Source organism: Streptomyces sp. NPDC001796, from assembly GCF_042892355.1.
Lineage (GTDB): Bacteria > Actinomycetota > Actinomycetes > Streptomycetales > Streptomycetaceae > Streptomyces.
Window position 1 is genome coordinate 1 of sequence record NZ_JBIAUC010000021.1, and the last position, 25,008, is coordinate 25,008.

Annotated in this window: 18 protein-coding genes; 9 read left to right on the forward strand and 9 right to left on the reverse strand. The window is 71.3% G+C overall.

All coding sequences use genetic code 11. The features are described from left to right. The first annotated feature begins 411 nt into the window (after positions 1-411). Complete coding sequence (locus ACFYZE_RS30065; RefSeq protein WP_389000811.1) at positions 412-861, forward strand: PTS glucose transporter subunit IIA; 450 nt, start codon at positions 412-414, stop codon at positions 859-861. 78 nt (positions 862-939) lie between these two features. After that, entirely contained in the window at positions 940-2,610 is a 1,671-nt protein-coding gene (gene ptsP, locus ACFYZE_RS30070; protein WP_389000814.1) for a phosphoenolpyruvate--protein phosphotransferase, read from the forward strand. Between the two features lie 73 nt (positions 2,611-2,683). Here the strand turns inward: ptsP and ACFYZE_RS30075 are convergent, their stop codons facing one another. Next, positions 2,684-3,577, reverse strand: coding sequence for a hypothetical protein (locus ACFYZE_RS30075; protein ID WP_389000817.1), 894 nt, complete (start codon positions 3,575-3,577; stop codon positions 2,684-2,686). A gap of 111 nt (positions 3,578-3,688) precedes the next feature. Then, the gene (locus ACFYZE_RS30080; RefSeq protein ID WP_389000820.1) at positions 3,689-5,656 is read right to left on the reverse strand and encodes an acetoacetate--CoA ligase; all 1,968 of its coding nucleotides are present in this window, start codon (positions 5,654-5,656) and stop codon (positions 3,689-3,691) included. Positions 5,657-5,869: 213 nt separating this feature from the next. Between ACFYZE_RS30080 and ACFYZE_RS30085 the strand changes: the two genes are divergently transcribed. Further along, positions 5,870-8,236, forward strand: a complete 2,367-nt coding sequence (locus tag ACFYZE_RS30085; protein ID WP_389000823.1) for a glycoside hydrolase family 31 protein — start codon at positions 5,870-5,872, stop codon at positions 8,234-8,236. 46 nt (positions 8,237-8,282) lie between these two features. On the opposite strand, the gene ACFYZE_RS30090 is transcribed toward ACFYZE_RS30085, so the two are convergent. Beyond that, complete coding sequence (locus ACFYZE_RS30090) at positions 8,283-8,822, reverse strand: NUDIX domain-containing protein (protein WP_389000826.1); 540 nt, start codon at positions 8,820-8,822, stop codon at positions 8,283-8,285. A 47-nt stretch (positions 8,823-8,869) separates the two neighbouring features. Further along, on the reverse strand, positions 8,870-9,679 hold the full coding sequence (locus ACFYZE_RS30095; RefSeq protein WP_389000829.1) for a M15 family metallopeptidase: 810 nt from the start codon (positions 9,677-9,679) through the stop codon (positions 8,870-8,872). A gap of 151 nt (positions 9,680-9,830) precedes the next feature. Between ACFYZE_RS30095 and ACFYZE_RS30100 the strand changes: the two genes are divergently transcribed. The 5 genes from ACFYZE_RS30100 (at position 9,831) to glpK (ending at position 15,814) form a co-directional block, all read left to right on the forward strand. After that, the gene (locus ACFYZE_RS30100) at positions 9,831-10,256 is read left to right on the forward strand and encodes a Zn-ribbon domain-containing OB-fold protein (protein ID WP_389001072.1); all 426 of its coding nucleotides are present in this window, start codon (positions 9,831-9,833) and stop codon (positions 10,254-10,256) included. Further along, the gene (locus ACFYZE_RS30105; protein WP_389000832.1) at positions 10,253-11,443 is read left to right on the forward strand and encodes a lipid-transfer protein; all 1,191 of its coding nucleotides are present in this window, start codon (positions 10,253-10,255) and stop codon (positions 11,441-11,443) included. The genes ACFYZE_RS30100 and ACFYZE_RS30105 overlap by 4 nt, the downstream gene beginning before the upstream one ends. Positions 11,444-11,541: 98 nt before the next feature. Beyond that, complete coding sequence (locus ACFYZE_RS30110) at positions 11,542-13,176, forward strand: EAL domain-containing protein (protein ID WP_389000835.1); 1,635 nt, start codon at positions 11,542-11,544, stop codon at positions 13,174-13,176. A 337-nt stretch (positions 13,177-13,513) separates the two neighbouring features. Next, positions 13,514-14,272, forward strand: a complete 759-nt coding sequence (locus ACFYZE_RS30115; RefSeq protein ID WP_389000838.1) for an MIP/aquaporin family protein — start codon at positions 13,514-13,516, stop codon at positions 14,270-14,272. Positions 14,273-14,293: 21 nt separating this feature from the next. After that, entirely contained in the window at positions 14,294-15,814 is a 1,521-nt protein-coding gene (gene glpK, locus ACFYZE_RS30120) for a glycerol kinase GlpK (RefSeq protein WP_389000841.1), read from the forward strand. Positions 15,815-15,944: 130 nt separating this feature from the next. On the opposite strand, the gene ACFYZE_RS30125 is transcribed toward glpK, so the two are convergent. From ACFYZE_RS30125 to ACFYZE_RS30145, 5 genes are all read right to left on the reverse strand, one after another. Beyond that, entirely contained in the window at positions 15,945-16,550 is a 606-nt protein-coding gene (locus ACFYZE_RS30125; RefSeq protein WP_389000844.1) for an ATP/GTP-binding protein, read from the reverse strand. Then, positions 16,531-20,148 (reverse strand): hydantoinase B/oxoprolinase family protein, encoded by a 3,618-nt coding sequence (locus ACFYZE_RS30130; protein WP_389000847.1) that lies wholly within the window; start codon positions 20,146-20,148, stop codon positions 16,531-16,533. The genes ACFYZE_RS30125 and ACFYZE_RS30130 overlap by 20 nt, the downstream gene beginning before the upstream one ends. 192 nt (positions 20,149-20,340) lie before the next feature. Beyond that, positions 20,341-20,736 (reverse strand): DUF742 domain-containing protein, encoded by a 396-nt coding sequence (locus tag ACFYZE_RS30135; protein WP_389000850.1) that lies wholly within the window; start codon positions 20,734-20,736, stop codon positions 20,341-20,343. A 9-nt stretch (positions 20,737-20,745) separates the two neighbouring features. Then, a complete protein-coding gene (locus ACFYZE_RS30140; RefSeq protein ID WP_389000853.1) occupies positions 20,746-21,186 on the reverse strand; it encodes a roadblock/LC7 domain-containing protein in 441 nt (146 codons plus the stop codon). Next, positions 21,183-23,972: a nitrate- and nitrite sensing domain-containing protein gene (locus ACFYZE_RS30145; RefSeq protein WP_389000856.1), complete on the reverse strand. Its 2,790-nt coding sequence runs from the start codon at positions 23,970-23,972 to the stop codon at positions 21,183-21,185. The genes ACFYZE_RS30140 and ACFYZE_RS30145 overlap by 4 nt, the downstream gene beginning before the upstream one ends. 424 nt (positions 23,973-24,396) lie before the next feature. Here ACFYZE_RS30145 and ACFYZE_RS30150 point away from each other — a divergent pair, with 424 nt between their 5' ends. Further along, positions 24,397-24,912: a hypothetical protein gene (locus tag ACFYZE_RS30150; RefSeq protein WP_389000859.1), complete on the forward strand. Its 516-nt coding sequence runs from the start codon at positions 24,397-24,399 to the stop codon at positions 24,910-24,912. The last annotated feature ends 96 nt before the right edge of the window (positions 24,913-25,008 follow it).

Consider the following 25,008-nt stretch of genomic DNA (forward strand, 5'->3'; position numbering starts at 1 on the left):
CACGCTGTTGAGTTCTCAAGGAACGGACGCTTCCTTCGTACTCACCGGAGAGACTCACTCTCTCGGCTTTCCTCCGGGCGCTTCCCTTCGGTGTTCCAAACTCTATCAGTGTTTTTCCGTCTCTCTGACCACCGCCCTGCAGACATGCAAAACGGACCCCGAGATAGGATCTGACAAGTTTGGGTGCTGCCCGGCCAACGACGCTCGGTCGCATCGCTCCGCCCCAGGCAGGGGTACGACTGTACACCGGCCCGGGAGCGGGTGCAAATCGCTCATGCCGCGTTCCAAGGGCCGCCAACCCGTACGTCTCATGCGGAACCGGCAGTTCATATGACATACGCTGCTGCGCAGTGCGCCGTCCGGGACAGGCAGTGACGGCCCGCTCGGATCTCCACCCCTGGGAGGCTTTCCATGACCACCGTGACGTCCCCTCTCGCCGGACGTGCGATCGGACTGGCCGCAGTGCCCGACCCCGTGTTCTCCGGAGCTATGGTCGGGCCCGGCATGGCGATCGACCCCGTACGTGAGCCCGTGGAGGCCGTCTCCCCCGTGGACGGCGTCATCGTGTCCCTTCATCCGCACGCATTCGTCGTGGTTGACGGAGAGGGACACGGCGTCCTGACCCACCTGGGCATCGACACCGTGCAGCTGAACGGTGAGGGCTTCGAGCTTCTCGTCAACAAGGGCGACACCGTCACGCGTGGTCAGGCCGTCGTGCGCTGGAACCCGGCCGCCGTCGAGCAGGCCGGCAAGTCCCCGGTGTGCCCGGTGGTGGCTCTCGAGGCCACGGCCGACTCGCTGTCCGGTCTGCGTGAGGACGGCGACGTGAAGGCGGGCGACCAGCTCTTCTCCTGGCAGTGATGCCGGCGCCGTGACTGAACGGCACAACAGACAACCATCGCGGTGGCGGGACCCCCGCATGATTCGGAGACGGGTGAGATGGAGACAACGCTGCGAGGCGTCGGTGTGAGCCACGGTGTGGCGATCGGCGAGGTCCGGCACATGGGGACGGCGGTGCTCGAACCCCCGGCGAAGCAGATCCCGGCGGAGGAGGCGGAGCGCGAACAGGGGCGCGCACGCCAGGCCGTGGAGGCTGTGGCAGCCGATCTGATCGCGCGCGGCAATCTCGCGGGCGGCGAGGCGCAGGCGGTGCTGGAGGCCCAGGCCATGATGGCCCAGGACCCCGAGCTGATGGCCGACGTGGAGCGTCGCATAGCCGTCGGCAGCACGGCGGAGCGGGCGGTGTACGACGCCTTCGCCGCGTACCGGGAGCTGCTGGCGGGGGCCGGGGAGTACCTCGCCGGGCGTGTGGCCGACCTCGATGACGTGCGGAACCGCATCGTCGCCCGTCTGCTCGGCGTTCCCATGCCTGGTGTGCCGGACAGCGACGAGCCGTACGTACTGGTCGCCCGGGATCTCGCGCCGGCGGACACCGCCCTGCTGGATCCGTCCCTGGTGCTCGGCTTCGTCACCGAGGAGGGCGGGCCGACCAGCCACAGCGCCATCCTGGCGCGGGCACTCGGCGTTCCCGCCGTGGTGGCACTGCCGGGTGCGGGTGAGCTCGCCGAAGGCACGATGATCGCCGTCGACGGCAGCACGGGCGAGATATTCGTGAACCCGAGCGACGAGAAGAAGGCACAGCTGGAGGCCGCGGCGGCGGAGCGCAAGGCGGCGCTGGCGGCCTCGACCGGGCCGGGCGCCACGGCCGACGGTCACAAGGTCCCGCTGCTGGCGAACATCGGTGGTCCGGCGGACGTGCCGGCCGCTGTCGAGGCGGGCGCCGAGGGCGTCGGTCTGTTCCGTACGGAGTTCCTGTTCCTCGACGACAACAAGAAGGCGCCGTCCGAGGAGAAGCAGGTCGAGGCCTACCGGCAGGTCCTCGAAGCGTTCCCCGAGGGCCGAGTCGTCGTCCGGGTGCTGGACGCGGGTGCGGACAAACCGCTGGACTTCCTGACCCCGGCGGACGAGCCGAACCCGGCGCTGGGTGTGCGCGGTCTGCGGACGCTGCTCGACCATCCGGAGGTGCTGCGCACTCAGCTGACGGCGCTCGCGAAGGCCGCGGAGGGGCTGCCGGTCTATCTCGAGGTCATGGCGCCGATGGTCGCCGACCGCACCGACGCCAAGGCGTTCGCAGACGCGTGCCGTGAGGCCGGGCTGCACGCGAAGTTCGGTGCCATGGTGGAGATCCCGTCGGCCGCGCTGCGGGCGCGCGCGATCCTGCAGGAGGTCGAGTTCCTGTCGCTGGGAACCAACGACCTCGCGCAGTACACGTTCGCCGCGGACCGCCAGGTGGGTGCGGTGTCGCGTCTGCAGGATCCGTGGCAGCCGGCGTTGCTCGACCTGGTCGCGCTGTCCGCGGAGGCGGCGAAGGCCGAGGGCAAGAGCTGCGGTGTCTGCGGTGAGGCCGCGTCGGATCCGCTGCTGGCGTGTGTGCTGACCGGTCTGGGCGTCACCTCCTTGTCCATGGGTGCTGCGTCGATTCCCTATGTCCGGGCGACGCTCGCGAAGTACACGCTTGCGCAGTGCGAGCGTGCCGCGGCTGCGGCGCGTGCCACGGACACCGCCGACGAGGCACGCAGGGCGGCTCAGGCGGTGCTGTCCGGCGAGTAGTCGGCGCGCGTCGTCGCTCCGGCGTCGTGCGGCGAGGGGCGCTCCGCCTTCTGGTGGGGCGCCCCTCGCCCGTTCAATGGGCGTGGCCGGGTGTGCGGCCGTCTTCTCCGAGGTCGGGTGGGGTGCAGTAGTCGACACCGGATTCGGGCGAGACCAGGTCACCGGACTCGATGTCGGTGCAGTAGGCGTCGAAGACCTCCGCGGCGGTGAGTGGCTCCAGTCGTTCGCCGCGCAGGCGCCACCCGTAGACACGGTCGTGGGTGCCGGGCGCTGCGGTGCGCATGACGAGGCCGCCGGCGCTGTGGGTGGCGATGCCGAGGGCGAGGACGCTGGTGAATTCCAGTGCCTCGGTCTCGTCGAGGTGGGCCGTGCCGTCGGGGTCCTTGTCCGCGTGGAGCACGGCGACGAGTGTCTCGGGTGCGGCCGAGACGCTGCACACGAGGTGTCGGTGCCCGGGGCTCGCGGTGTCGAGGATGCGGGCGACGAGGTGGGAGGCCCGAGCGAAGGCCGAGCGCCCGATGTCCTCGCCGCAAGAGGCGCACGCGCCCAGCCGGGCCAGCACATTGGTCGCGTACTCCCAGGTGGCCCGCCGTACTGCCTCGTCGATCAGGTCGGGGACGAGTTCGGCCAGCGGCTGTCCTTCGTACGGGAGGGCTGGTCCGGTGGCGGCCAGTTCCGCGGTGAAGCGGGTGCGGCTGGACGGGGCGTCCGGTTCCAGGCCGTTGCGGGCGCAGAACTCCGCGTACTCCTCGGGGTCGAAGAGGGCGACGGTCGTGTGGCTGCCCTGCGCGGCGAGGGTCCTGAGCAGGGCTTCCACCTGCTGCAGGTAGGTCGTGTGGTCGTCGAAAGTGAAGGTGCGGTAGCGCCGCATCGCGGTGAAGTCGTGTTCGTCGGTCAACAAGCCGATGGTGCCGGCGATCTCGCGGCGCAGGACGCGTCGCATGGTCCGCTGCTCGGTGTGCGGCATGGTTCCCCCTACGTGCAGTGATCTGTACTCACTCAACGTAACGGGCGGCACTGACAACGGCCTGCCGGTCGAGGTGGCCGGCAGGCCGTCACGGGGGCGGGACGGGGTGCGTCAGGCGCGCTTGCGGGCCAGGTCCTCGTAGAAATGGAGCAGGTCGAGGTTGTCGATGGAGCCCGGGTTGACGGCCTTTTCCAACGGGGCGCCCTGCAGGAGACGTTTGACCGGGACTTCGATGCGCTTGCCCGTGAGGGTGTGCGGAACGCCCGGAACTTCGATGATCTCGTCGGGGACGTGGCGTGGTGAGAGCTGTTCGCGGATGGTCTGCCTGATGCGGTTCAGCAGGGCGTCGTCCAGGACGGCCCCGGGGGCCAGGTGGACGAACAGGGGCATCCAGTAGCCGCCGTCGGGCTGTTCGATGCCGATGACGAGGGACTCCTTGATCTCGGGGAGGCGTTCGACGGCTTCGTAGATGTCGGCCGACCCCATGCGGACGCCCTGGCGGTTGAGTGTGGAGTCCGAGCGGCCGTGGATGATCACCGAACCGCGGGAGGTGACGGTGATCCAGTCGCCGTGGCGCCACACTCCCGGATACATGGCGAAGTAGCTTTCGTGGTAGCGGCTGCCGTCGGGGTCGTTCCAGAACCGGATCGGCATGGAGGGCATCGGGTTGGTGACGACCAGCTCGCCGACCTCGTCGATCAGGAGCTTGCCGCTGGGATCCCACGACTGCAGGTCGGTGCCGAGGCCTGGCGCCTGGAGTTCCCCGATGTACACGGGGAGAGTCGGTACGGCCCCGGCGAAGCAGGAGCACACGTCGGTGCCGCCGCTGACGGAGGCGATCCACAGGTCGTCGCGGACCTCGTCGTGCAGCCAGGCGAAGCCGTCCGGTGGCAGCGGCGAGCCGGTGGTGGCCACGCACTGCACCCTCGTCAGGTCGTGGTCGCGGGCCGGGTGCACGCCCGCCTTGCGGCAGGCCATGACGTACGCGGCGGACGTGCCGAAGAGTGTGGCCCCGGTGCGTTCGGCGACGCGCCACTGGGCGCCGGTGCCGGGGTGGCCGGGGCTGCCGTCGTACAGGACGATCGTGGTGCCCGTCAGTAGGCCGGAGACGAGGAAGTTCCACATCATCCAGCCGGTGGACGTGTACCAGAAGAGGCGGCTCTCGGGACCGAGGTCGCAGTGCAGGCCGAGCTGCTTGAGGTGCTCGATCAGGATGCCGCCCTGGGACTGGACGATGGCCTTGGGCAGGCCGGTGGTGCCCGAGGAGTACAGCACCCACAACGGGTGGTCGAAGGGCACCTGCTCGAAGACGGGCTCGACGTCCGCCGAGGTCAGGGCCGACCACTCCAGGGCGCCCTCAGGGGCGTCGGTGCCGAGGAGCGGGATGTGGACGACGGCCCGCAGGGTGGGCAGTTCGCGGCGGAGTTCGGTGACGGTCTCGCGGCGGTCGTGCTCCTTGCCGCCGTAGCGGTAGCCGTCGACCGTGATCAGGACGACCGGTTCGACCTGCTGGAAGCGGTCCAGGACGCTGCGGGCTCCGAAGTCGGGTGCGCAGGAGGTCCACACGCCACCGACGGCGGCCGTGGCGAGGAGGGCGACGACGGCCTCGGGGATGTTGGGCAGGTAGCCGCTGACGCGGTCTCCGGGGCGTACGCCGAGGGCGCGCAGTTCGGCGGCGAGCGAGCCGACCTGGCGGCGCAGTTCGGACCAGGTGACCGGGCGGGGCTCGTGGGTCTCGTCGACGGCCAGCAGGGCGGGGTCGTCGGCTCGGGTGGCTGCCGCACGCAGGGCGTGTTCGGCGTAGTTCAGGGTGGCTCCGGGGAACCATTCGGCGCCCGGCATGGAGCGGTTGCCGAGCACGCGCGCGTAGGGCGTGGAGAATCGTACGTCGAACCACTCCGTGACGGCCTTCCAGAAGGTCTCCAGCTCGGCCACCGACCAGCGGTGCAGCGCCGGGTAGCCGCCCTCGGCGGGTGCTCCGTGGCGTTCGGCCGCCCAGGCCTGGAACCGGGTGATCTGTGCCCGGGCGATGCGGTCGGCGTCGGGCTGCCAGAGAGGCGTGGGGTTCGCTGAGGTCATGGGGCGGCTCCCGGACTGTGCGCGTCGTGTGCGTGGTCCGCGCACGTGCTGGGGTGTGCGCGTCACGCGGCTGACACGGACGATGCCACGTGATCGACTTCTGCACCAGGGTGTGCCCCACATAGTCGGCATCGCGAAGCTGTGCTCAGAACACAGGTGAACGGCAGTTGAACGGTACCCCTGTGCGAGGGCGTCAGTGGCAAGGTGAGCAGCATGGACGGTCGTGACCTGGTGCGTTCGGTGAAAGCGGTCGGTTCGGGAGGTGCGGCGGGGGGCCTGCGCACCGTGCGGGCCGCCTGGCGCAGACGGCGTGCCGATGCCACCGGGTTGCCGCGGCGGGGCGCGGAGCGGGCGCGGGTACCCGGGCCGGTGCGGGACGCGGAGCCCGGGCCGGGCGGGGGTGTCGTACGGTTCGCGCGTACCGAGCTGCGGGTCATGGTCGCCGTGAACGGGGCCGTGTTCTGGGGCTGGGACGGGGTGGCGCCGGAGCCGTCCTACGCCCTCGCGGGCCGCTGTCCCGAGCCGGATCCGCGGGCGGTGCTGGAGCCGGACAAGGACGGCGGCTGGCGTGTCGTGGCGGAGCGCGTCACGGTCGTGGTGTCGCGGTACGGAGCGATCGAGGTGTGTACGCCCGGTGGTGTGACCCTGCGCCGGGATCTGCCGCCCCGGTGGTGGGAGCCGGCGGACGGGGGCGGCGCGCGCTGGATGCAGCGGGCCGAAGTGGCGCCCGACGCCCGGTTCTTCGGGCTCGGGGGGCGGGTCGGGGGGCCGCGACTGCGCGACGGGACCTACCGGCTGTGGAACACGGACCCGGGGCGGCCGTTCGGGCCCGGCGACGACCCTCTGTACATCACCATGCCGGTCCAGATGGTGGTGGCGGACGCGGGCACGCATCTGGTCTTCCATGACACCTCGTGGGACGGCACGGTGACGCTGCGGGAGGGTGAGGAGGGTGCGGGCTCCGGGCACGACCGGCCGGGAGCCTGTGAGGTGCGGATGGACGGCGGGCCGCTGCGCTGCTGGGTGATGGTGGGCACCCCCGCGCGCGTGCTGCGCGTCTGGGCGTCGCTGACCGGGGTGCCGGCGGTGCCGCCGGCCTGGGCGCTGGGGCACCATCACGCGCGGTGGGGTTTCGGCAGTGAGCAGGAGGTGCGCCGGATCGCCGCCGGCTACGCGGAGCACGGCCTTCCGCTTGATGCCGTCCATCTCGACATCGATCACCTCCACGGCCACCGGGTGTTCTCGGTCGACCGGGACCGCTTCCCGAAGCTGCCGGTCCTCGCCGAGGATCTGCGCCGGGACGGGATCCGCCTGGTGTCGATCGTCGACCCCGCGGTCAAGGCCGAGCCGGGCGATCCCGTGTACGACAGCGGGCGCGCGAAGGACGCGTTCGTGCGGGACGCCTCGGGGCGACCGGTGGAAGGGGTCGCGTGGCCCGGTGAGACCGTGTACCCCGACTTCACGCACGCGCGCGTGCGTGAGTGGTGGGGCGGGCTCTACCAGGAGCGCCTCGCCCAGGGCTTCGCGGGGTTCTGGCACGACATGAACGAACCGGTGTCGTTCACGGCCTTCGGCGAGAACACCCTCCCGCGCTCGGCCCGGCACGCGCTGGAGGGCCGTGGCGGTGACCACCGGGAGGCCCACAACGTGTACGCCCTGTGCATGGCCAAGGCCGCGTACGAGGGGCTGCGTGGCCTCGTCCCGGATCAGCGGCCGTTCCTCTTCTCGCGCTCCGGGTGGGCCGGCATGCAGCGCTACGGCGGGACCTGGTCAGGGGACGTGGCCACGGGCTGGCCGGGGCTGCGCGCCTCGCTGTCGCTGGTGATGGGACTCGGGCTGTGCGGTGTGCCGTACTCCGGGCCGGACGTCGGCGGCTTCGACGGGAGTCCGTCGCCGGAGCTGTATCTGCGCTGGTTCCAGCTCGCCTCCTACTTTCCCCTGTTCCGGACACACGCCAGTACCCGTGCCGGGCGACGGGAGCCCTGGGAGTTCGGCGACGACGTTCTGGAGCACGCGCGCGGGGCGCTCGCCGAGCGGCGGCGGTTGCTGCCGTACTTCGTCACCCTGGCGCACCTGGCTCGCCGCACGGGTGCGCCCTATGTGCGGCCCCTGTGGTGGGGCGCGCCCGAGGACAGGGCGCTGAGGGACTGCGAGGACGCCTTCCTGCTCGGCGAGAGCCTCCTGGTGGCACCGGTCCTGGAGGCCGGCGCGGTCCGACGGACGGTACTGCTGCCGCCGGGCCGCTGGTACGACACGGTGACCGAGGCGGTGCACGAAGGGCCGGGCCACGTGGTGGTCGACGCACCACTGGGGCGGATTCCGGTGTTGGCGCGTGCGGGCGCCGTCCTGCCGGTACGGGGTGCCGGCGGGGACCTGGAGCTGGAGGTCTGGGCGCCCGCGCGGGGGCGGTCCGGGGGCGGGACGGTGGTGCCGGACCCGGGCGACGGCTGGGAGGAGCCGGAGGTCGAGCGCTACGTGACGCGGTGGAAGGGACGCCGGGTGGTGGTCCGGCGGGAGACGGACGAAGGCCGCAGCGATCCCGCGTATCCGGTGCGGCTACGGGGCCTGGACCACGCGTGACCCGGGCGGGACGCGCGCGAGGCTGTGCTGCGCGCGTACCGCGGGCTCACACGTAGCGGCCCTCGAACCATCCCCGCACCGCCAGGGTGTGCAGGGGGAAGGCGAGTTCGGCGGGCCGGCGCAGGAGCTGCCAGCCCTCCGTCTCGTCCGTGCCGGTGGACGGGGGCAGGTCCCCGACCGGACGCTCCGGGAGAAGCCCGAACAGCAGCAGGTGGCCGTCGGGCGAGCTCATCGCGTCGACGAGCCGCACATCGCGGGCGGCCGCGCCGATGCCGGTCTCCTCCTTCAGCTCCCGGACGACGGCGTGCCGCCAGTCCTCCCGGTGGTCGATGAACCCCCCGGGCAGGGCGACACCCCCACGCGCGGGCGGGATGGTCCGGGTGATGACCACGAGGGACGTGCCCTTGGTGTCGTACACGGGCTGGAGGGCGACCGCGACGGGCAGCGGGTTGCGGTATGCCGCCGTGCCGCAGGCGGCGCAGGTGCGGGGCCAGCCGGAGATGCCCTCTCCGTAGGGCGCTCCGCAGCTCGAACAGTGGGAGTCCGGCACGGAGCCGACGGCGGACGGGATCGGGGATTCGGACACGTGGCGGACTGTATCCGATCACCTGTGCGGCGTCCTCCGGGGGCGGCTCAAGGGGCGGACGTCAGCGACTTCATGGACACGGGGAAGTCGAAGTAGGTGTCCGGGTAGGGCTCCGACTTGAAGGTGTAGTGCCACCACTCCTCGGCGAGGTTGACGAAGCCGAGGCCCTCGAGGGTGCGCTTCAGGAGCAGCCGGTTGGCACGCTGCTCGCCGACGATCCGGGGGTCGTCCGTGTGGGCCAGTGTGTCGAAGCAGTCGAATCCGGTGCCCATGTCGACGGAGTTGTCGGGAAAGCGCTCGGCCCTGGGCGCGTAGCACGGCACGAGCGGCCGACCGGGCACGTAGGGACGGGTCGGCCTCGCGGGCAGTCGGACGATCGTCAGGTCCATGGTGGATCCTCGGCTGTGCCCGGACTTCTCCGCGATGTAACCGTCAACGAACAGGCGGGTCTTGTCGACCCGCGGATAGAACTCGCCCTTCATCTTCTCGTCGTCGAGGTCCTTCGCCCAGCGCACGAAGTGGTCGACGGCGCGTTGCGGCCGGTAGCAGTCGTAGACCTTGAGCGTGTAGCCCTCGCGCACCAGCTTGGTCTGTGCCTTGTGGAGCGCTTCGGCGGCCGGGCGGGTGAGGATGCACAGGGGCTGTCGGTAGCCGTCGATTCGCTCGCCGACGAAGTTGTGCGGGGTGAAGTACCGGATCTCCTCGAGGATCGTCGGGTCCACGGATCTCAGCGCGACGAAGTCCGAGGGCGCCTTGGGCTGCGGCGCGGCCGGGGCGGTGGCCGATGCGGAGACGACGGCGAGGAGCGCGGCGAGCGCGGTGACCAGGCTACGTACGACGACCGAGAGACGTGTCATGCCCTTTGCATTTATCAGTCGGGCTTCGGCGGGGGAAGAACGCCTGGGCCGTTCTGCGGCGCGTCTGCCGAATTCCCGGAGCACGTGGCACACTCCTGACGTCCCGTCAGAAACATGCTGGGGAGGGGTCATGTCGCACGTCCGCACCCCTGTGGTGGCCGGATGGTTCACGGGTGAGGGAGAAGACTTCCGTCTTGTCGGCACAAGGTGCTCGGCCTGCCGGTCGGTGTTCTTTCCGCGCGAGGACGCCTTCTGCCGCAACCCCGGCTGTCAGGGCGGTGACCTCGTCGAACTGTCACTGTCCAAACGGGGGCGAATCTGGTCGTACACCGACACTCACTATCGGCCACCGTCACCCTATGTGACGAATCCGGAACTTCCTTGGAGGCCTTACGCGTTGATCGCGGTGGAACTCGAAGCGGAGCGGATCGTGGTGCTCGGGCAGGCGGTTCCGGGGGTGGCCGTCGCCGATCTGGCAGTGGGCATGGAGGCGGAGGTCGTCCCCGGTGTGCTGCACGAGGACGCGCAGACGACCTGGACGACATGGCACTGGCGGCCGACGGGGGTGGCGGGATGACGGACGACGTGGCGGTGCTCGGCGCGGGCCTGCACCCGTGGGGCAAAGAGGGAAGCGGCTTCGTCGCGTACGGGGTGGTGGCCGCGCAAGCGGCGCTCGCCGACGCAGGGGTCGACTGGCGGGACGTCGGCTCGATCGTGGGCGCGGACACCGTGCGGGGCGGGTATCCCGGGTACGTGGCGGGGGCGACGTTCGCCAAGGCGCTCGGCTGGCAGGGGGCGCGGGTGACGAGCGTGTACGCGGCGTGCGCCTCGGGGGCTCAGGCGGTCGACACCGCACGCGCTCAGATCCTTTCGGGGCTCGCGGACGTGGTGCTGGTGGTCGGCGCCGACTCGGCCCCCAAGGGGTTCTTCCGCCCCGCGGGCGGTGACCGGCCCGACGATCCGGACTGGCTGCGGTTCCGGATCCTCGGGGCGACCAACCCGGCGTACTTCGGTCTGAACGCCCGCCGCCGGATGGCCGTCCACGGGGACACGGTCGACGACTTCGCGCAGGTCAAGGTGAAGAACGCGGCCATGGGAGCACTCAATCCCAACGCCCGGTACCGCAGACGGGTCACCGCCGACGAGGTCGCCGCCTCGGCGGTGGTGGCCGACCCGCTGAGACTCCTCGACATCTGCGCGACCTCGGACGGCGGGGCGGCCCTCGTTCTGTCGAGCATGGAGTTCGCGCACCGGCACGGAGCGGCGCGGCCGGTGCGGATCCGGGCGGTGTCCACGGTGACGCCGTGCTATCCCAATACCGTGCTGGACCTGCCCGACATCGCGACGGACTCGGCTGTGGCGGTCGAGCCGGCATCCGAGACGTTCCGCGCGTCGATCGCCCGAGCCGCCTACGAGGAGGCGGGCATCGGGCCCGAGGACCTCTCCCTCGCCGAGGTCTACGACCTGTCCACCGCCCTGGAGCCGCAGTGGTACGAGGACCTGGGGCTGTGCGCGCAGGGCGAGGGGGTCAAGCTGCTGAGAGAGGGCGCCACGGCGCTCGGCGGACACATACCCGTCAACGTGAGCGGCGGCCTGGCGTCCTTCGGTGAGGCCGTCCCGGCGCAGGCGATCGCCCAGGTGTGCGAGCTGACCTGGCAGTTGCGGGGTGAGGCGGGCGACCGCCAGGTGGCGGGGGCACGGATCGGGATCACCGCGAACCAGGGGTTGTTCGGACATGGGTCCGCAGTGATCGCAGTGCGGTGACCCGGCGACACCCGTACGCTCTGTGATCACCTGGGAATGCTGTGTGAACAGGTCATGAACTGGGCCTCGGCGGGCACCGACGACGCCATCATGCTGCCGTGCCCTCCTGGACGGACAGCATCCGTTTCGCCTTCCAGCCGGTGGTCAATCTGACCACCGGAGGGGTGGCGGCACTGGAGATCCTCGCGCGCCCGGAGACCGGCGACGTCCTCGCGCAGGCCCGCCGGGACCCTGAACTCGACGGCAGTCTGGCCGCCTTGGCGGTCGGCGCGGCGGCGCGGAACGAGACCCTCCTGCCACTGCACGTCAACGTGTTCGCGGCGACGCTCGCCGATCTCGGCGGCCTCACCGCCCTGCGGCAGGCCGTGCGCCAGGCGGGGCGGCTGCCGTGGGAGGTGACGGTCGACGTGGGTCCGCCGTACACGCACGTACCGCACCAAAGCCTGTTGGACGCCGTGGGCGTGCTGCGCGGCGAGGGTTTCCGGATCTGCGCGGACGGAGTCGGCGACGGCGACGTACCGCTGCGCCTGCTGGCGGACATGGCGCCGGATCTGATGAAGCTCGACGCGTCCCTGCTGACCCGGCCGGCCGCCGTGCGGGCCATGCGGACGCTGTGCGAGCAGTTGGGCGCGTTGCTGTCGGTCGAAGGCGTGGAGACCGAGACGCAGTGTGCGGCGGTACGGGCGGCGGGCGCGCAGTTGGCCCAGGGTGATCTGTTCGCGCCACCGTCCCGGCGGCCTGCCGTGGACGTATACCTTCCGGTGACGGCCCCTTCCGTGCCGGCGACCCCGCGTACCGGGCCGTCGGTGCGGCAGTTCCTGCGACCTGCTGCGCTGCTGCCCGCGACGGCCTCGGCGGGTCAGGTGCGGGCACTGCTCACCGGGTCACCGGAGGTGTCCGGTGTGCTGCTGGTGGACCGGGCCGGGGTGCCGGTCCGATCGGTGCACCGTTCGCGGTTCCTGCTGTCGATGTCGGGGCGGTACGGCCATGCGCTGTACGCCGACCGGCCCGCCGCGAAGCTGGGTGATCCGCCGCGCACGGTCGGCGTCGGAGCCACGGCCTGGGAGGTGCTCGACGTGGTCGCGGACGGCGAGCGGGACCGCACCTCGGACGACGTGGCGGTGGTCGACCGCCAGGGAAGGTGTGTGGGCGTCGTACGGCTCGCGGACCTCGTACGGGCGCTGGCCGAGAGCCGGGTCGAGGAGGCAGCGGGGCTCAATCCGCTGACCAGGCTGCCCGGGTCGGACGCGATCACCGGTGAGGTGGACCGGCGGATCGCGGACGGACGGCTGTTCGCGCTGAGCTGGCTGGACGTCGACCACTTCAAGCAGGTCAACGACGGTGCGGGGTTCGCCGCCGGTGACGAGCTCATCCGTGCGGTCGGGCGGGCGTTGCAGGGCGCGGCGTCGGGGAGCACCCGGGTGGGGCACATCGGTGGGGACGACTTCCTGGTGCTGGCCGATCCCGAGAGGCTCGATCCGCTGGCCGCGTCGGTGCTCGACTCACCTTGGTCGGCGGGCGGGCGCACGGTCACGCTGTCGCTGGCCACGGTCGTGTGCGCACCCGGCAGTGTGACCGACCACCGTCAGGCGGCGGCGTGCCTGGCCCCCCTCAAACAGGCGGCGAAGGCGCTGAGCGGCGCGAGTTGGGTCCTGGGCCGGGCCGGTCTGCCGGGCCACGAGATCCGCCGCGGCTCGCTCCCGGCTCCGGCGGGCGTGCCGGGGGGCCGCTGACGCCACGCCACGCCCGCCCGCTCTCCCCGCTCCTGCGGATGCCTGCCCACCGTTTACGTCGCCCGCCTTGACGCTCCGTGGGTGCGGGAGAACACTTCCGGATGTCAGTCGGCATCGCCGCATTCGGGCGTATTCGGTCATGCGATCCGAGGCCCACACGAGCACCAACGGGTTGTCCCCCACGGGCGGTTCCGCTGCACAGGCACGCTCGTCGCGGACGCCGGGCGGGGTTCGGGACCCTCCCTGCCTTCGGCTGAAGTCGCCAAGGGAAACGCAACCCTGCACGGAGGACCGACACGGGGCCGGACGGACCCCGGGCGAGGGCCTAGGAGCCGCCATGACGCATGCAAGCATCTTCGTCGGCGAGTTGATCGGCACGGCCATACTCATCCTGTTCGGCGCGGGAGTCTGCGCCGCCGTCACCCTGCACTACTCCAAGGCGAAAGGCGCGGGCTGGGTCGTCATCGCCTTCGGCTGGGGCTTCGGCGTCCTCGCGGGCGCCTACACCGCCGCCCCCAAGTCGGGAGGACACCTCAACCCGGCGGTGACCATCGGCCTCGCCATCGCCGGCATCACCAAGTGGAAAGACGTCCCGTACTATCTGCTGGGCCAGATGGCGGGCGCGATCCTCGGCGCCGTGCTGACCTGGCTCGTCTACTTCGCCCAGTTCCAGGCGAACGCCGAGGAGGACAGGGCCCAGCCCACGCTCGGGATCTTCTCCACCGCCCCGGAGATCCGCAATCCCGTCGCCAACCTGATCACCGAGATCATCGCGACCATGGGTCTGGTGCTGCCCATCCTGTTCTTCGGCAAGAACCTCGGCACCGGCATCGGCATCATCCCCGGCACGACGGCGTACGGCTCGGGCATCGGCATCCTGCTCGTCTCCCTGCTCGTCGTCGGCATCGGCCTCTCCCTCGGCGGGCCCACCGGTTACGCGATCAACCCCGCCCGGGACCTCGGCCCGCGCATCACCCACGCCCTGCTGCCGATCCCCAACAAGGGCGGGTCGGACTGGGGCTACGCCTGGATCCCGGTGGTGGGACCGCTGGTCGGCGGTGCGCTGTCGGCCCTTGTGTACAAAGCAGCCTTCTGACCCTTTGACGAAGGGGACGTCATGACGGACCACGACCGCAAGTACGTCGCCGCTATCGACCAGGGCACCACATCCAGCCGCTGCATCGTCTTCGACCACAGTGGCGGGATCGTCGCCGTGGACCAGCGCGAACACCGCCAGATCTTCCCCAAGCCGGGCTGGGTGGAGCACGACGCCACGGAGATCTGGTCCAAGGTGCAGGCGGTGGTCGCGGGCGCGATCGCCAAGGCCGGGCTGCGCGCCGACCAGATAGCCGCGCTCGGCATCACCAACCAGCGCGAGACCACGGTCCTGTGGGACCGCGCCACGGGCAAGCCCGTGCACAACGCGATCGTCTGGCAGGACACCCGGACTGCCGCGCTGTGCAACGAACTCGGAGGCCCCGACGGGCAGGACCGTTTCCGCGAGCAGACCGGGCTACCGCTCGCGAGTTACTTCTCCGGTCCCAAGGCGGCCTGGCTGCTGGACAACGTGCCCGGGCTCAGGGCGCGAGCCGAGCGCGGCGAGATAGCGTTCGGCACCATCGACTCCTGGCTGATCTGGAACCTGACCGGCGGAACGGACGGCGGACGGCACGTCACCGATGTCACCAACGCGGGGCGCACAATGCTGATGAACCTCCAGACGCTCCAGTGGGATACATCCATCCTGTCCGCCATGAACGTCCCGGAGGCGATTCTTCCGGAGATCAGGTCCTCCTCCGAGGTGTACGGAACCGCTGTCGGCCAACTCGCGGGCGTCCCCGTCGCCTCCGCGCTCGGCGACCAGCAGGCGGCGGTTTTCGGGCAGGCCTGCTACGACGTGGGGACGGCGAAGAACACCTACGGCACGGGCAGCTTCCTGCTGCTCAACACCGGCAACCGGCCGGTGCCGTCGAAGAACGGGCTGCTGACGACCATGGGATACAAGATCGGTGACGAAGCGCCGGTCTACTGCCTGGAGGGGTCGATCGCGATCACCGGCGCGCTGGTGCAGTGGTTCCGCGACCAGCTCGGCATCATCCGCACCGCGGACGAGATCGAGACGCTGGCGGCGAGCGTCGACGACAACGGCGGGGCGTACATCGTGCCCGCCTTCTCCGGACTGTTCGCACCCTACTGGCGCTCCGACGCGCGCGGGGTGGTCACCGGGCTCACCCGCTACGTCACCAAGGCACACCTGGCGCGGGCGGTGCTGGAGGCGACGAGCTGGCAGACGCGTGAGGTCGTGGACGCCATGTACCAGGACTCCGGGGTGCCGATCACCACCCTGAAGGTCGACGGCGGCATGACGAACAACAACCTGCTGATGCAGCACCAGGCGGACGTGCTCGGCGTGCCGGTGATCCGGCCGAAGGTGTCCGAGACGACCTGCCTGGGCGCCGCGTACGCGGCCGGCCTCGCGACCGGGGTGTGGGACGGCCTCGACGAGCTGAAGTCGCACTGGCAGAAGGACGTCGAGTGGGCGCCCGCCATGGAGGCGTCGGTCCGCGACCGGGAGTACCGCAACTGGCGCAAGGCCGTGGAGAAGAGCTTCGGCTGGCAGGAGGACGAGGCGGACTGACCCGCACGTCAGCGCACGCTCTCGAATGAGCCACGCGTGCGTGCGTCTCGCATGAGCCACGCGGGCGTGCACCACGGCGGCTCGTACCCCGGTCGGCGGGGGTACGAGCCGCCCCTGCGTGTCCGCGGGATCAGGTGGCAACGCTCGCACGGCGGTCGGCCGCCTGCGTCCCGGCGTGCCGGACGACCTCGATCAGCACCTCCTTGACGGACTCCCGCTCGCGGGCGTCACAGAGGACGACCGGTACGTCGTCGTCCAGGTCGAGGGCCTGCCGTATGGCCTCGGCGGGGTGGCGGACCGCGCCGTCGAAGCAGTTGACGCCGATGACGAACGGGATGGAGCGGCGCTCGAAGTAGTCGACCGCGGCGAAGCAGTCCTCCAGACGGCGGGTGTCGGCGAGGACGACGGCGCCCAGGGCACCAGTGGCCAGTTCGTCCCACAGGAACCAGAAGCGGTCCTGGCCGGGCGTCCCGAAGAGGTAGAGCACCAGGTCCTCGCGGAGGGTGATGCGGCCGAAGTCCATGGCGACGGTGGTGGTGTGCTTGCCCTCCACACCACGGGTGTCGTCCACCGGGCGGCCCGCCTCCGTGAGCACCTCCTCGGTGCGCAACGGCCTGATCTCGCTGACCGCGCCGACGAGGGTCGTCTTGCCCACGCCGAAGCCGCCGGCCACGAGGATCTTGAGCGTGACGGGTTCGACCGGAGGCTTGCCGCGCTCACTGCGCCCGACGATCATCGTTCTCTTCTCCTGCTCGACGTGGATCGGACGGCGGCGGTCCGTAACCTCCGCCGCCGGGGGTTTCGACGACGAGTACGTCGCCCGGCCCGACGTCTGCCGCATCACTGCCCGCGAGGCGCACCACGGCCCCGTCCGCGCGCTCCACCCGGTTGGCGCCGAGTGCTCCGGGCCCGCCGCCCGCCATGCCGTAGGGCGGGATCCTGCGGTGCTGGGAAAGCATGGAGACGGTCATGGACTCCTGGAAGCGGATGCGGCGCACGGCACCGTCCCCGCCGCGCCACCGTCCGGCGCCGCCGCTGCCGCGGCGCACGGCGAACTCCTCGAGCAGGACCGGCAGTCGCCACTCGAGGACCTCCGGGTCCGTCAGGCGCGAGTTGGTCATGTGGGTCTGCACCACGGGCGCGCCCGGGAAGCCGTCGCCTGCGCCGGATCCGGACGCCACCGTCTCGTAGTACTGGTACCGGTCGTTGCCGAAGGAGACGTTGTTCATGGTGCCGGAGCCCTCGGCCTGTACCCCCAGCGCGGCGTACAGGGCACCGGTGATGGCCTGGGAGGTCTCGACGTTCCCGGCGACGACGGCGGCCGGGTACTGGGGGGCCAGCAGGCAGCCGGGCGGGACGATGATCTCGAGGGGCCGCAGACAGCCGTCGTTGAGGGGGATGTCGTCGGCGATCAGAGTCCGGAAGACGTACAGGACGGCGGCGTTCACCACCGACGAGGGCGCGTTGAAGTTGGTCGGGAGCTGCGCGGACGTGCCGGTGAAATCGATGGCCGCGCAGCGGTTCTCGCGGTCCACGCGGATCCGGACGCGGATCACGGCGCCGGAGTCGGTTTCGTAGGCGTACTCGCCGTCGTCCAGCGCGTCGATCACGCGGCGCACGGCCTCCTCGGCATTGTCCTGGACGTGCTTCATGTACGCCTGCACCACGTCGAGCCCGAAGTCCTCGATCATACGGCCGACTTCGTCGACGCCTTTGCGGTTGGCGGCGATCTGGGCGCGCAGGTCGGCGAGGTTGGTCCTCGGGTTGCGTGACGGGTGGCGCGCCTCGGTCAGCAGACGGAGCGTCTCCTCTTCCAGGAAGCGGCCGCCCTCGACGAGCAGCCAGTTGTCGAAGAGGACGCCTTCCTCCTCGATGGTGCGGCTGAGCGCGGGCATGGAGCCGGGCGCGATCCCGCCGATCTCCGCGTGGTGACCGCGGGAGGCGACGTGGAAGAGGAGCCGGTCACCGTCCGTGTCGAAGACGGGCGTGATGACGGTGATGTCGGGCAGGTGGGTGCCGCCGTGGTAGGGATCGTTGACGGCGTAGGCCTCGCCGGGGCGCATGCTCTCGCCGCGGCGGCGGATGACCTCCTTGACGCTGGTGCCCATCGAGCCCAGGTGGACCGGGATGTGCGGGGCGTTGGCGACCAGGTTGCCCTCAGGGTCGAAGAGGGCGCACGAGAAGTCCAGGCGTTCCTTGATGTTGACGGACTGGGCGGTGGACTCGAGGCGGGCGCCCATCTGTTCGGCGATCGACATGAAGAGGTTGTTGAAGACCTCGAGCAGGACCGGATCGACTTCTGTGTCCGGGCGGGAACTCTCCGTAATCGCCACACGTTCCATGACCAGATGCCCGTCGTCTCGGGCCACGGCTCGCCAGCCGTCGTCGACGACGGTCGTCGCACTGGCCTCGGTGATGATCGCCGGGCCGGTGACGGTTTCATCGGGAGGCAGATGCTCCCGGCGGTGGAGAGGTACGTCGCGCCAGGCGCCGCCCGTGTGGAGGCGGACGGTCTCGGGCGCGGCGCAGTGGCCTTCGTACGGGGCGAGGGCGGAGAGATCGGGGGGTTCGGTGACGCCGGTGGCTTCCACGGAGAGGGCTTCGACGACGATCGGGCGGTCGAGCGTGAAGGAGTACGTGGCGCGATGACGTTCTTCGAAGGCGTGCCGCATCGTGTCGGGCTCGGTCAGCTCGACGGTGAGCGCGGTGTCTGTGCCGTCGTAGCGCAGCTGGGCGCGGCGGGTGATCCTGATGCGGTCCTCGGGTACGTTCTCGGCGAGGAGTTCGGCGCGGGCGGCGCTCTGGAGGTCGTCGGCGGTCTTCAGGACGCCGGGCATCGAGGCGGGCTCCAGGGGCGCCTCGACGGACTGTTCACGCATGGCGGTGGTGTCGGCGAGCCCGATGCCGAGCGCGGAGAGCACACCCGCCATGGGCGGTACGAGGACGGTACGGATGCCCAGGGAGTCGGCGACCAGGCACGCGTGCTGGCCGCCCGCCCCGCCGAAGGTGGTGAGCGCGTAGCGGGTGACGTCGTGGCCCTTCTGGACCGAGATCCGCTTGACGGCGCCCGCGATGTTGGCGACGGCGATCTGCAGGTAGCCCTCGGCGACCTGCTCGGGGGTGCGGTCGTCCCCGGTCCGCTCACGGATGTCGCGGGCGAGGGCGGCGAAGTGCTCGCGGACGAGCGCGTCGTCCAGGGGCTGGTCGCCGTCGGGGCCGAACACGCGCGGGAAGTGCGCGGGCTGGATGCGCCCGAGCATCACGTTGGCGTCGGTGACGGTCAGCGGGCCGCCGCCGCGGTAGCAGACGGGTCCCGGGTCCGCACCCGCCGAGTCCGGCCCTACACGGTAGCGGGAGCCGTCGAAGTGGAGGATCGAGCCGCCGCCCGCCGCGACCGTGTGGATGTCGAGCATGGGGGCCCGCAGCCGCACTCCGGCGATCCTCGTGGTGAAGACGCGTTCGTACTGGCCGGCGAAGTGCGAGACGTCCGTGGAGGTGCCGCCCATGTCGAATCCGATGACACGGTCGTGACCGGCGAGCTGCGACATCCGGGCCATGCCGACGATGCCGCCCGCGGGCCCGGACAGGATGGCGTCCTTGCCGCGGAACTGTCCGGCCTCCGCCAGCCCGCCGTTGGACTGCATGAACATCAGCCGTACGCCCGGCAGTTCGTCGGCGACGTGCTGGACGTAGCGGCGCAGGACGGGCGAGAGGTAGGCGTCCACGACGGTCGTGTCGCCGCGCGGCACCAGTTTCATCAGGGGGCTGACCTCACTGGACAGCGAGATCTGCGGGAAGCCGGTGCGGGCGGCCAGCTCGCCGATGGCCTGTTCGTGGGCGGGGTGCAGATGGCTGTGCACGCAGACCACGGCGATCGCGCGGATCCCTTCGCCGTACGCCTCCCGCAGCGGTCCGGCGAGGGCGTCCAGGTCGGGGGCGCGCAGGACGGTGCCGTCGGCGGTGATGCGTTCGTCGACCTCGACGACCCGCTCGTACAGCAGCTCGGGCAACTCGATCGCGCGGGCGAAGATGTGCGGACGGTTCTGGTAGGCGATACGCAGGGCGTCGCGGAAGCCGCGGGTGATGACGAGGAGGGTGCGTTCGCCTTTGCGTTCCAGCAGGGCATTGGTGGCGACGGTGGTGCCCATGCGGACGGCGTCGACGGGGCCGCCGTCCTCGAGGAGTGTGCGCACGCCCGCCACGGCGGCGTCCGCGTACCGGCGGGGGTTGTCGGACAGCAGCTTGTGGGTGAGCAGCCGGCCGTCCGGGCGGCGCGCGACGACGTCGGTGAAGGTACCGCCGCGGTCGACCCAGAACTGCCAGCCCGTGGTCACGTCCGTCTCTCCGATCGCGCTGCTCGGAACCCTGCCCGCAGGTCGGTTAACGGCACGCTGCGGTGGGTGGCCGACGATCACTTGGATCATATCGGGACGGGAGTTGCGGCGCCGGTCCGCGCGCGGGAGGGCACGCCGGCGCCGCGCTCGGGGGCGTCCGCGCACTCGGCCGGAGCGCGCGGCACCCCCGGCTCACAGGGCTCGCAGGCCGTTGATCACATCGCGCAGGATGCTCTCGTCCACGAGCTCGGCGGGCGGTACGGGACGGCTTACGTGGACCAGTTCCTCGTCCACCAGGTCCCCGACGAGCACCCGCACCACGCCGACGGGCAGATCGAGCTCGGCGGCGAGCTCGGCGACCGACTGGGGAGTGTCACGGCACCGTTCGACGATGTCCACGTGCTCCGGGGACAGCGACGGGTCCCCCTCGGGATCGTTCACATGCGGCTCGGTGACGACCACCGCGATCAGGTCGAGGCGGTGCTGCACCTCGTGGCTGGTGCGGCCGCGCGTCATGGCGTACGGACGGACGACCGGTCCGGCCTCGTCGTCGAACCAGTGGCTGCTTCCCTGACCGTCTCGGCTCATGCCGTCCCACTACCCGCCCGCGGGCAGATCGGTGCGCGGAGCGGACCCCAGATGTGTACCGACCCGTTTGACGAGAAGGGTCATCTCGTAGGCCACCTGCCCGATGTCGGAGTCGGCGTCCGACAGGACGGCGAGGCAGCTCCCGTCGCCGGCGGCGGTGACGAACAGGAAGGCCTCGTCGAGTTCGACGATGGTCTGTCGGACTCCGCCGGCGTCGAAGTGGCGGCCGACGCCCTTGGCGAGGCTGTGGAATCCGGAGGCGACCGCGGCCAGGTGTTCGCTGTCCTCCCGGCTCAGCTCCTTGGAGACCCCTGTCGGCAGACCGTCGCTGGAGAGCACCAGCGCCCTGCGGATGCTGGCGACGCGCTCCACCAGGTCGTCGAGGAGCCAGTTCAACTCCCCCGACGCCTTGCTGGTCGCGGTGGGCCCTGCGGCCTTCGGTGCGGTCATCGACCGTCCCCCTTTGTCGTTCCTCGTGCTGAGCCGTCCTGGGCCTCGTCGCCCGCGGCGTTCTCCTCGCGGCCGCGCTGCCAGCCCCTCTGGAGCGAGGCGAAACGGCTGCGTACCTCGTCGGCGTCCCGCTCGGCGCGCCCCGTCCGGTCGGCGGTGCCCGACTGCTCGCGTTCGGCGCGCCGGCCGGGCCCGTCCTTCAACTGCGGGGCGAGGCTGGCCTGCCGGACCCGGCGCGGCAGCGGGCCCGCCCCCGCGTCCGTCCCTCCGGTCGCCGCGTCCCGGTCGGCCATGGTCCCGTCCGGGCCGGACGGGGGCCGGGTGCGACGCCGCTGGGGCAGGACAGGAACCTCGATCCGATCATCGTACGAACGTACGGCCCCGGCCTTGGGTTCCCCGGAGCGGCCGGACGGCCGACGGTCTTCCTGGAGCCCCGTCACGCCGCGGTCGGGTGGGCTCTGCTCCTCGTCGGCCGCGGACTGCCGCGGTCCCTTACCGGTCACCGGGCGGCCATGGGAGCTGACCAGCTTGGGGGCGCGGCGGCGGGGCAACGGGACCGGGGCGCCCGGGTGGTCGGTGTCGCCGGGGCGGGCGGCCTCGCGCCGTGTGTCGCGTGCCTGCCGGCCCAGCTCGCCCGGGGGGTCCGCGAGGGAGCGGCGGGGCCCGAAGACGCCAGGTTCGTCGTCCTGCTCGTCGAGGACGCCGGCGAAGTCGTCGAGCGCGTCCAGGTCGATGGGGGCTTCGAGCTCGACGGGGCCGCCCAGGATCGACGCGGGCACACTCGGGAGTCCGACGGGGGCGTGGGACAGTGCCGAGGCTCGGTCCTTGGGGGTGCCGGACGCCGTGTCGGGCAGGGGGCGGTCGAGACGGAAGCCGATGCCGTTGGTGTCCGGGACGTCGTCGGTGAGGAGGGTGTCGGGAATGAAGACGACGGCCGTGGTGCCCCCGTACGGGGACGGCTGGAGGGAGACGCGGACGCTCTGCCGCCGGGCCAGCCGGCTGACCACGAAGAGGCCCAGCCGGTCGGTGTCGGAGAGCTCGAACTCCGGTGTTTCGGCCAGCCTCAGGTTGGCGTCCATGAGCGCCTCCGCGGTCATGCCGAGACCGCGGTCGTGGATCTCCAGGGTGAAGCCGTTGGCGACGCGCTCACCGATGACCTGCACGGCGGTGTGCGGAGGCGAGAACACCGTGGCGTTCTCCAGAAGCTCGGCCACCAGGTGGGTGAGGTCGGCGACGGCGGGCCCGGTGACGGCGACGCGGGGCAGCCGGCGCACCTCGATGCGTTCGTAGTCCTCGACCTCGGCGACGGCGGCGCGGACGACGTCCATGAGTTGGACGGGTTTGCGCCACTGCCGGGAGGGGGCGGCGCCGGAGAGGATGACGAGGCCCTCGGCGTGGCGGCGCATGCGCGTGGTGAGGTGGTCCAGGCGGAACAGATCGGCGAGTTCCTCGGTGTCGTCCGTCCTGCGCTCCATGGCGTCGAGCAGGGTGAGCTGCTTGTGCAGCAGGACCTGGCTGCGGCGGGCGAGGTTGACGAAGACCTCGGAGACCCCGGCGCGCAGCTCGGCCTGCTTGACGGCGGCCTCCACGGCGGCGCGCTGCAGGGTGTTCAGGGCCTGGCCGACCTCGCCGATCTCGTTCTTGTCGTACTCCAGGCGGGGCACCTCGGTCTCGACGTCGACCTGTTCGCCCGCCGAGAGGCGGCGCATGACACTGGGCAGCCGCACCCCGGACGCCTCGTGGGCCTCCAGGCGCAGCCGGCGCAGGTCGCGGATGAGGGTGCGGCCGACCCGGACGGACATGATCAGGGACACCAGCAGGGCGATGAGGCCCAGGACGCCGGGGATGGCCGCTTTGACGACGACGTTGACGGCAAGGGGGCGGACGCGGTCCTGGTAGCGGTCGTCGGCCTGCGTGCTCATCCGGTCCAGCCGGTCCAGGACCTGGCCGGCGGCCTCGTCCCAGCTCTTGGCGGTGACGCCGTGCGGGGTGCCGGGAGCCGCGTCGACGACGGCCCGCTCGGCCACGCGCAGGGGCGCGGTGCCGGCGTTCTTCCAGTAGCGCTGGAAGCGTTGGCTCTCCGAGGACGGCAGCAGCGGCAGGCTGACGTCGTACATCACGGAGCGCTGGGTGACGAGGACGGAGACGTCGCGGATGTCGTCGCGGGTGAGCCGGCCGGCGACGAGTGCGGAACCGAGGAGGGCGTCCTCGCGGGAGAGCAGTTCGCGGGCGCGGAAGACGTCGACCAGAGCGCGGCTCTGTTTGTCCATCTCCACGTTGTCCAGGAGGTGGAGATTGGCCAGCAGCGTGAAGCAGGGGTCGACAAGCCGGTTGTAGAGGTCGAGGGCCTGGGAGCGGTTGACGGTGCCGTCCTCGACGCTGCGGCGCAGCGACGCCATGCCGTCCAGGGCATCGAGGATGGAGCTGAGGCGCTCGGCGGTGCCCTGCCCCATGTCCTCGTGCAGGTCCTCGTCCTTGCTGTTGCGACGGAGCTTGGCCACCGTCTCGTCGGTGGCGGCGCGGCTGCGGCGGAGCGCGGCGAGGGAGTCGGAGGCACGTGGGTCGGCGAGATACACGAGGGTCTGGCGGCGCTCCTGCTGCAGGACGCGGACGGTGTCCTCGGTGGGGTAGCCGACCTCTTCGACGATGTGGGACACGTTGAACAGCGACTGGGCCTCACGGCCGGTGAGGACCGTGGCGAAGGCCCAGATGGCGGTCAGGGACATCAGCGGCACGAGAAGCAGCGCCACGATCTTCCGGCGGATGGACTTCCCGCGAAAGCGCATGGCCTCCCCCAGCTCGACCCCCTCCGTCCCGGGGGTACACATGTGCGTCAACAAACGGCGTGAGCCTACTACCGACCCAGGGGTGTCTCGAAGGAGCGAGCGGGCGCGCCGACCGCGGAAGGCCGGCGGCAGGTGGGCAGTTGTCCTGCCATTACGGCACATCGCCTTCCCGCAACCGGCGCGCGGCGGGGCGGGGCATCCGGCCGGGAATTGGGGGCTCCTTGGCCGGAATTTTTCGTTCGCTGGGAATCTTCGCGGAACGACGATCGTCTTCCTGTATGGGAATTGGGGGCGGAATCGGCCACAAGGCGCCGCATGCCGCGCTCGGGCGGCGTAAAACAGCGCAAGCCGGGCAGCCACTGGGGAGTCGGTGTCGGGTGACACCGGGACGAGTGGTCTGCGGGCGGTGGGGAGTGACGGGTTGATGGACACGGCGGAGCGGCGCGGGACGTCCGGGACGGGCGCCGCGGCGCCCACAGGGGCGCGACGGGGCCCCCAGGCACCGGATAGCGACATCGCGGCGGGCGCGGAGCAGCAGGACACGCCGTCGTACCGGCCGTTGTGGGTGGAGGAGCCCGCGCGTCGGCGGCGGCTGCCGGACCCCGTGCGGACGGCGGCGGTGCGGGCGGTCCTCATCATCGCCGTGACCCTGATCCAGGCGGTGGTCGCCGTGCTGTGCACGCTGGCCGACTCCTGGCTGGCGTTCCCCATGGTGCTGAGCACCGTGGCGAGCACGGTGGTGGCGACGTGGGGCGCGCTGGACGTCTGGGTGACGCGCCAGGTGTGGAACCAACGCTACGGAGTGGTCTCGGCCCCGAGCAGCACGGCCCGCGCCCTGCGCCGTGAACGCCGCGCGGCCCGCCGCCGGGCACGGGTGGCGGAGCGGGCGCAGGAGCGCCTGCGCCGACGGGGCGGGACCGGGCAGTTGTCGCATCCGTGACGGGATGAGGGCGTCTCGCTCCCAGGAGGGCGCGCAGGGCAGGACGTGCGGTGGGGCGGGCCGCGACTGGGTCCGCCCCACGGTCACGCGGGCAGC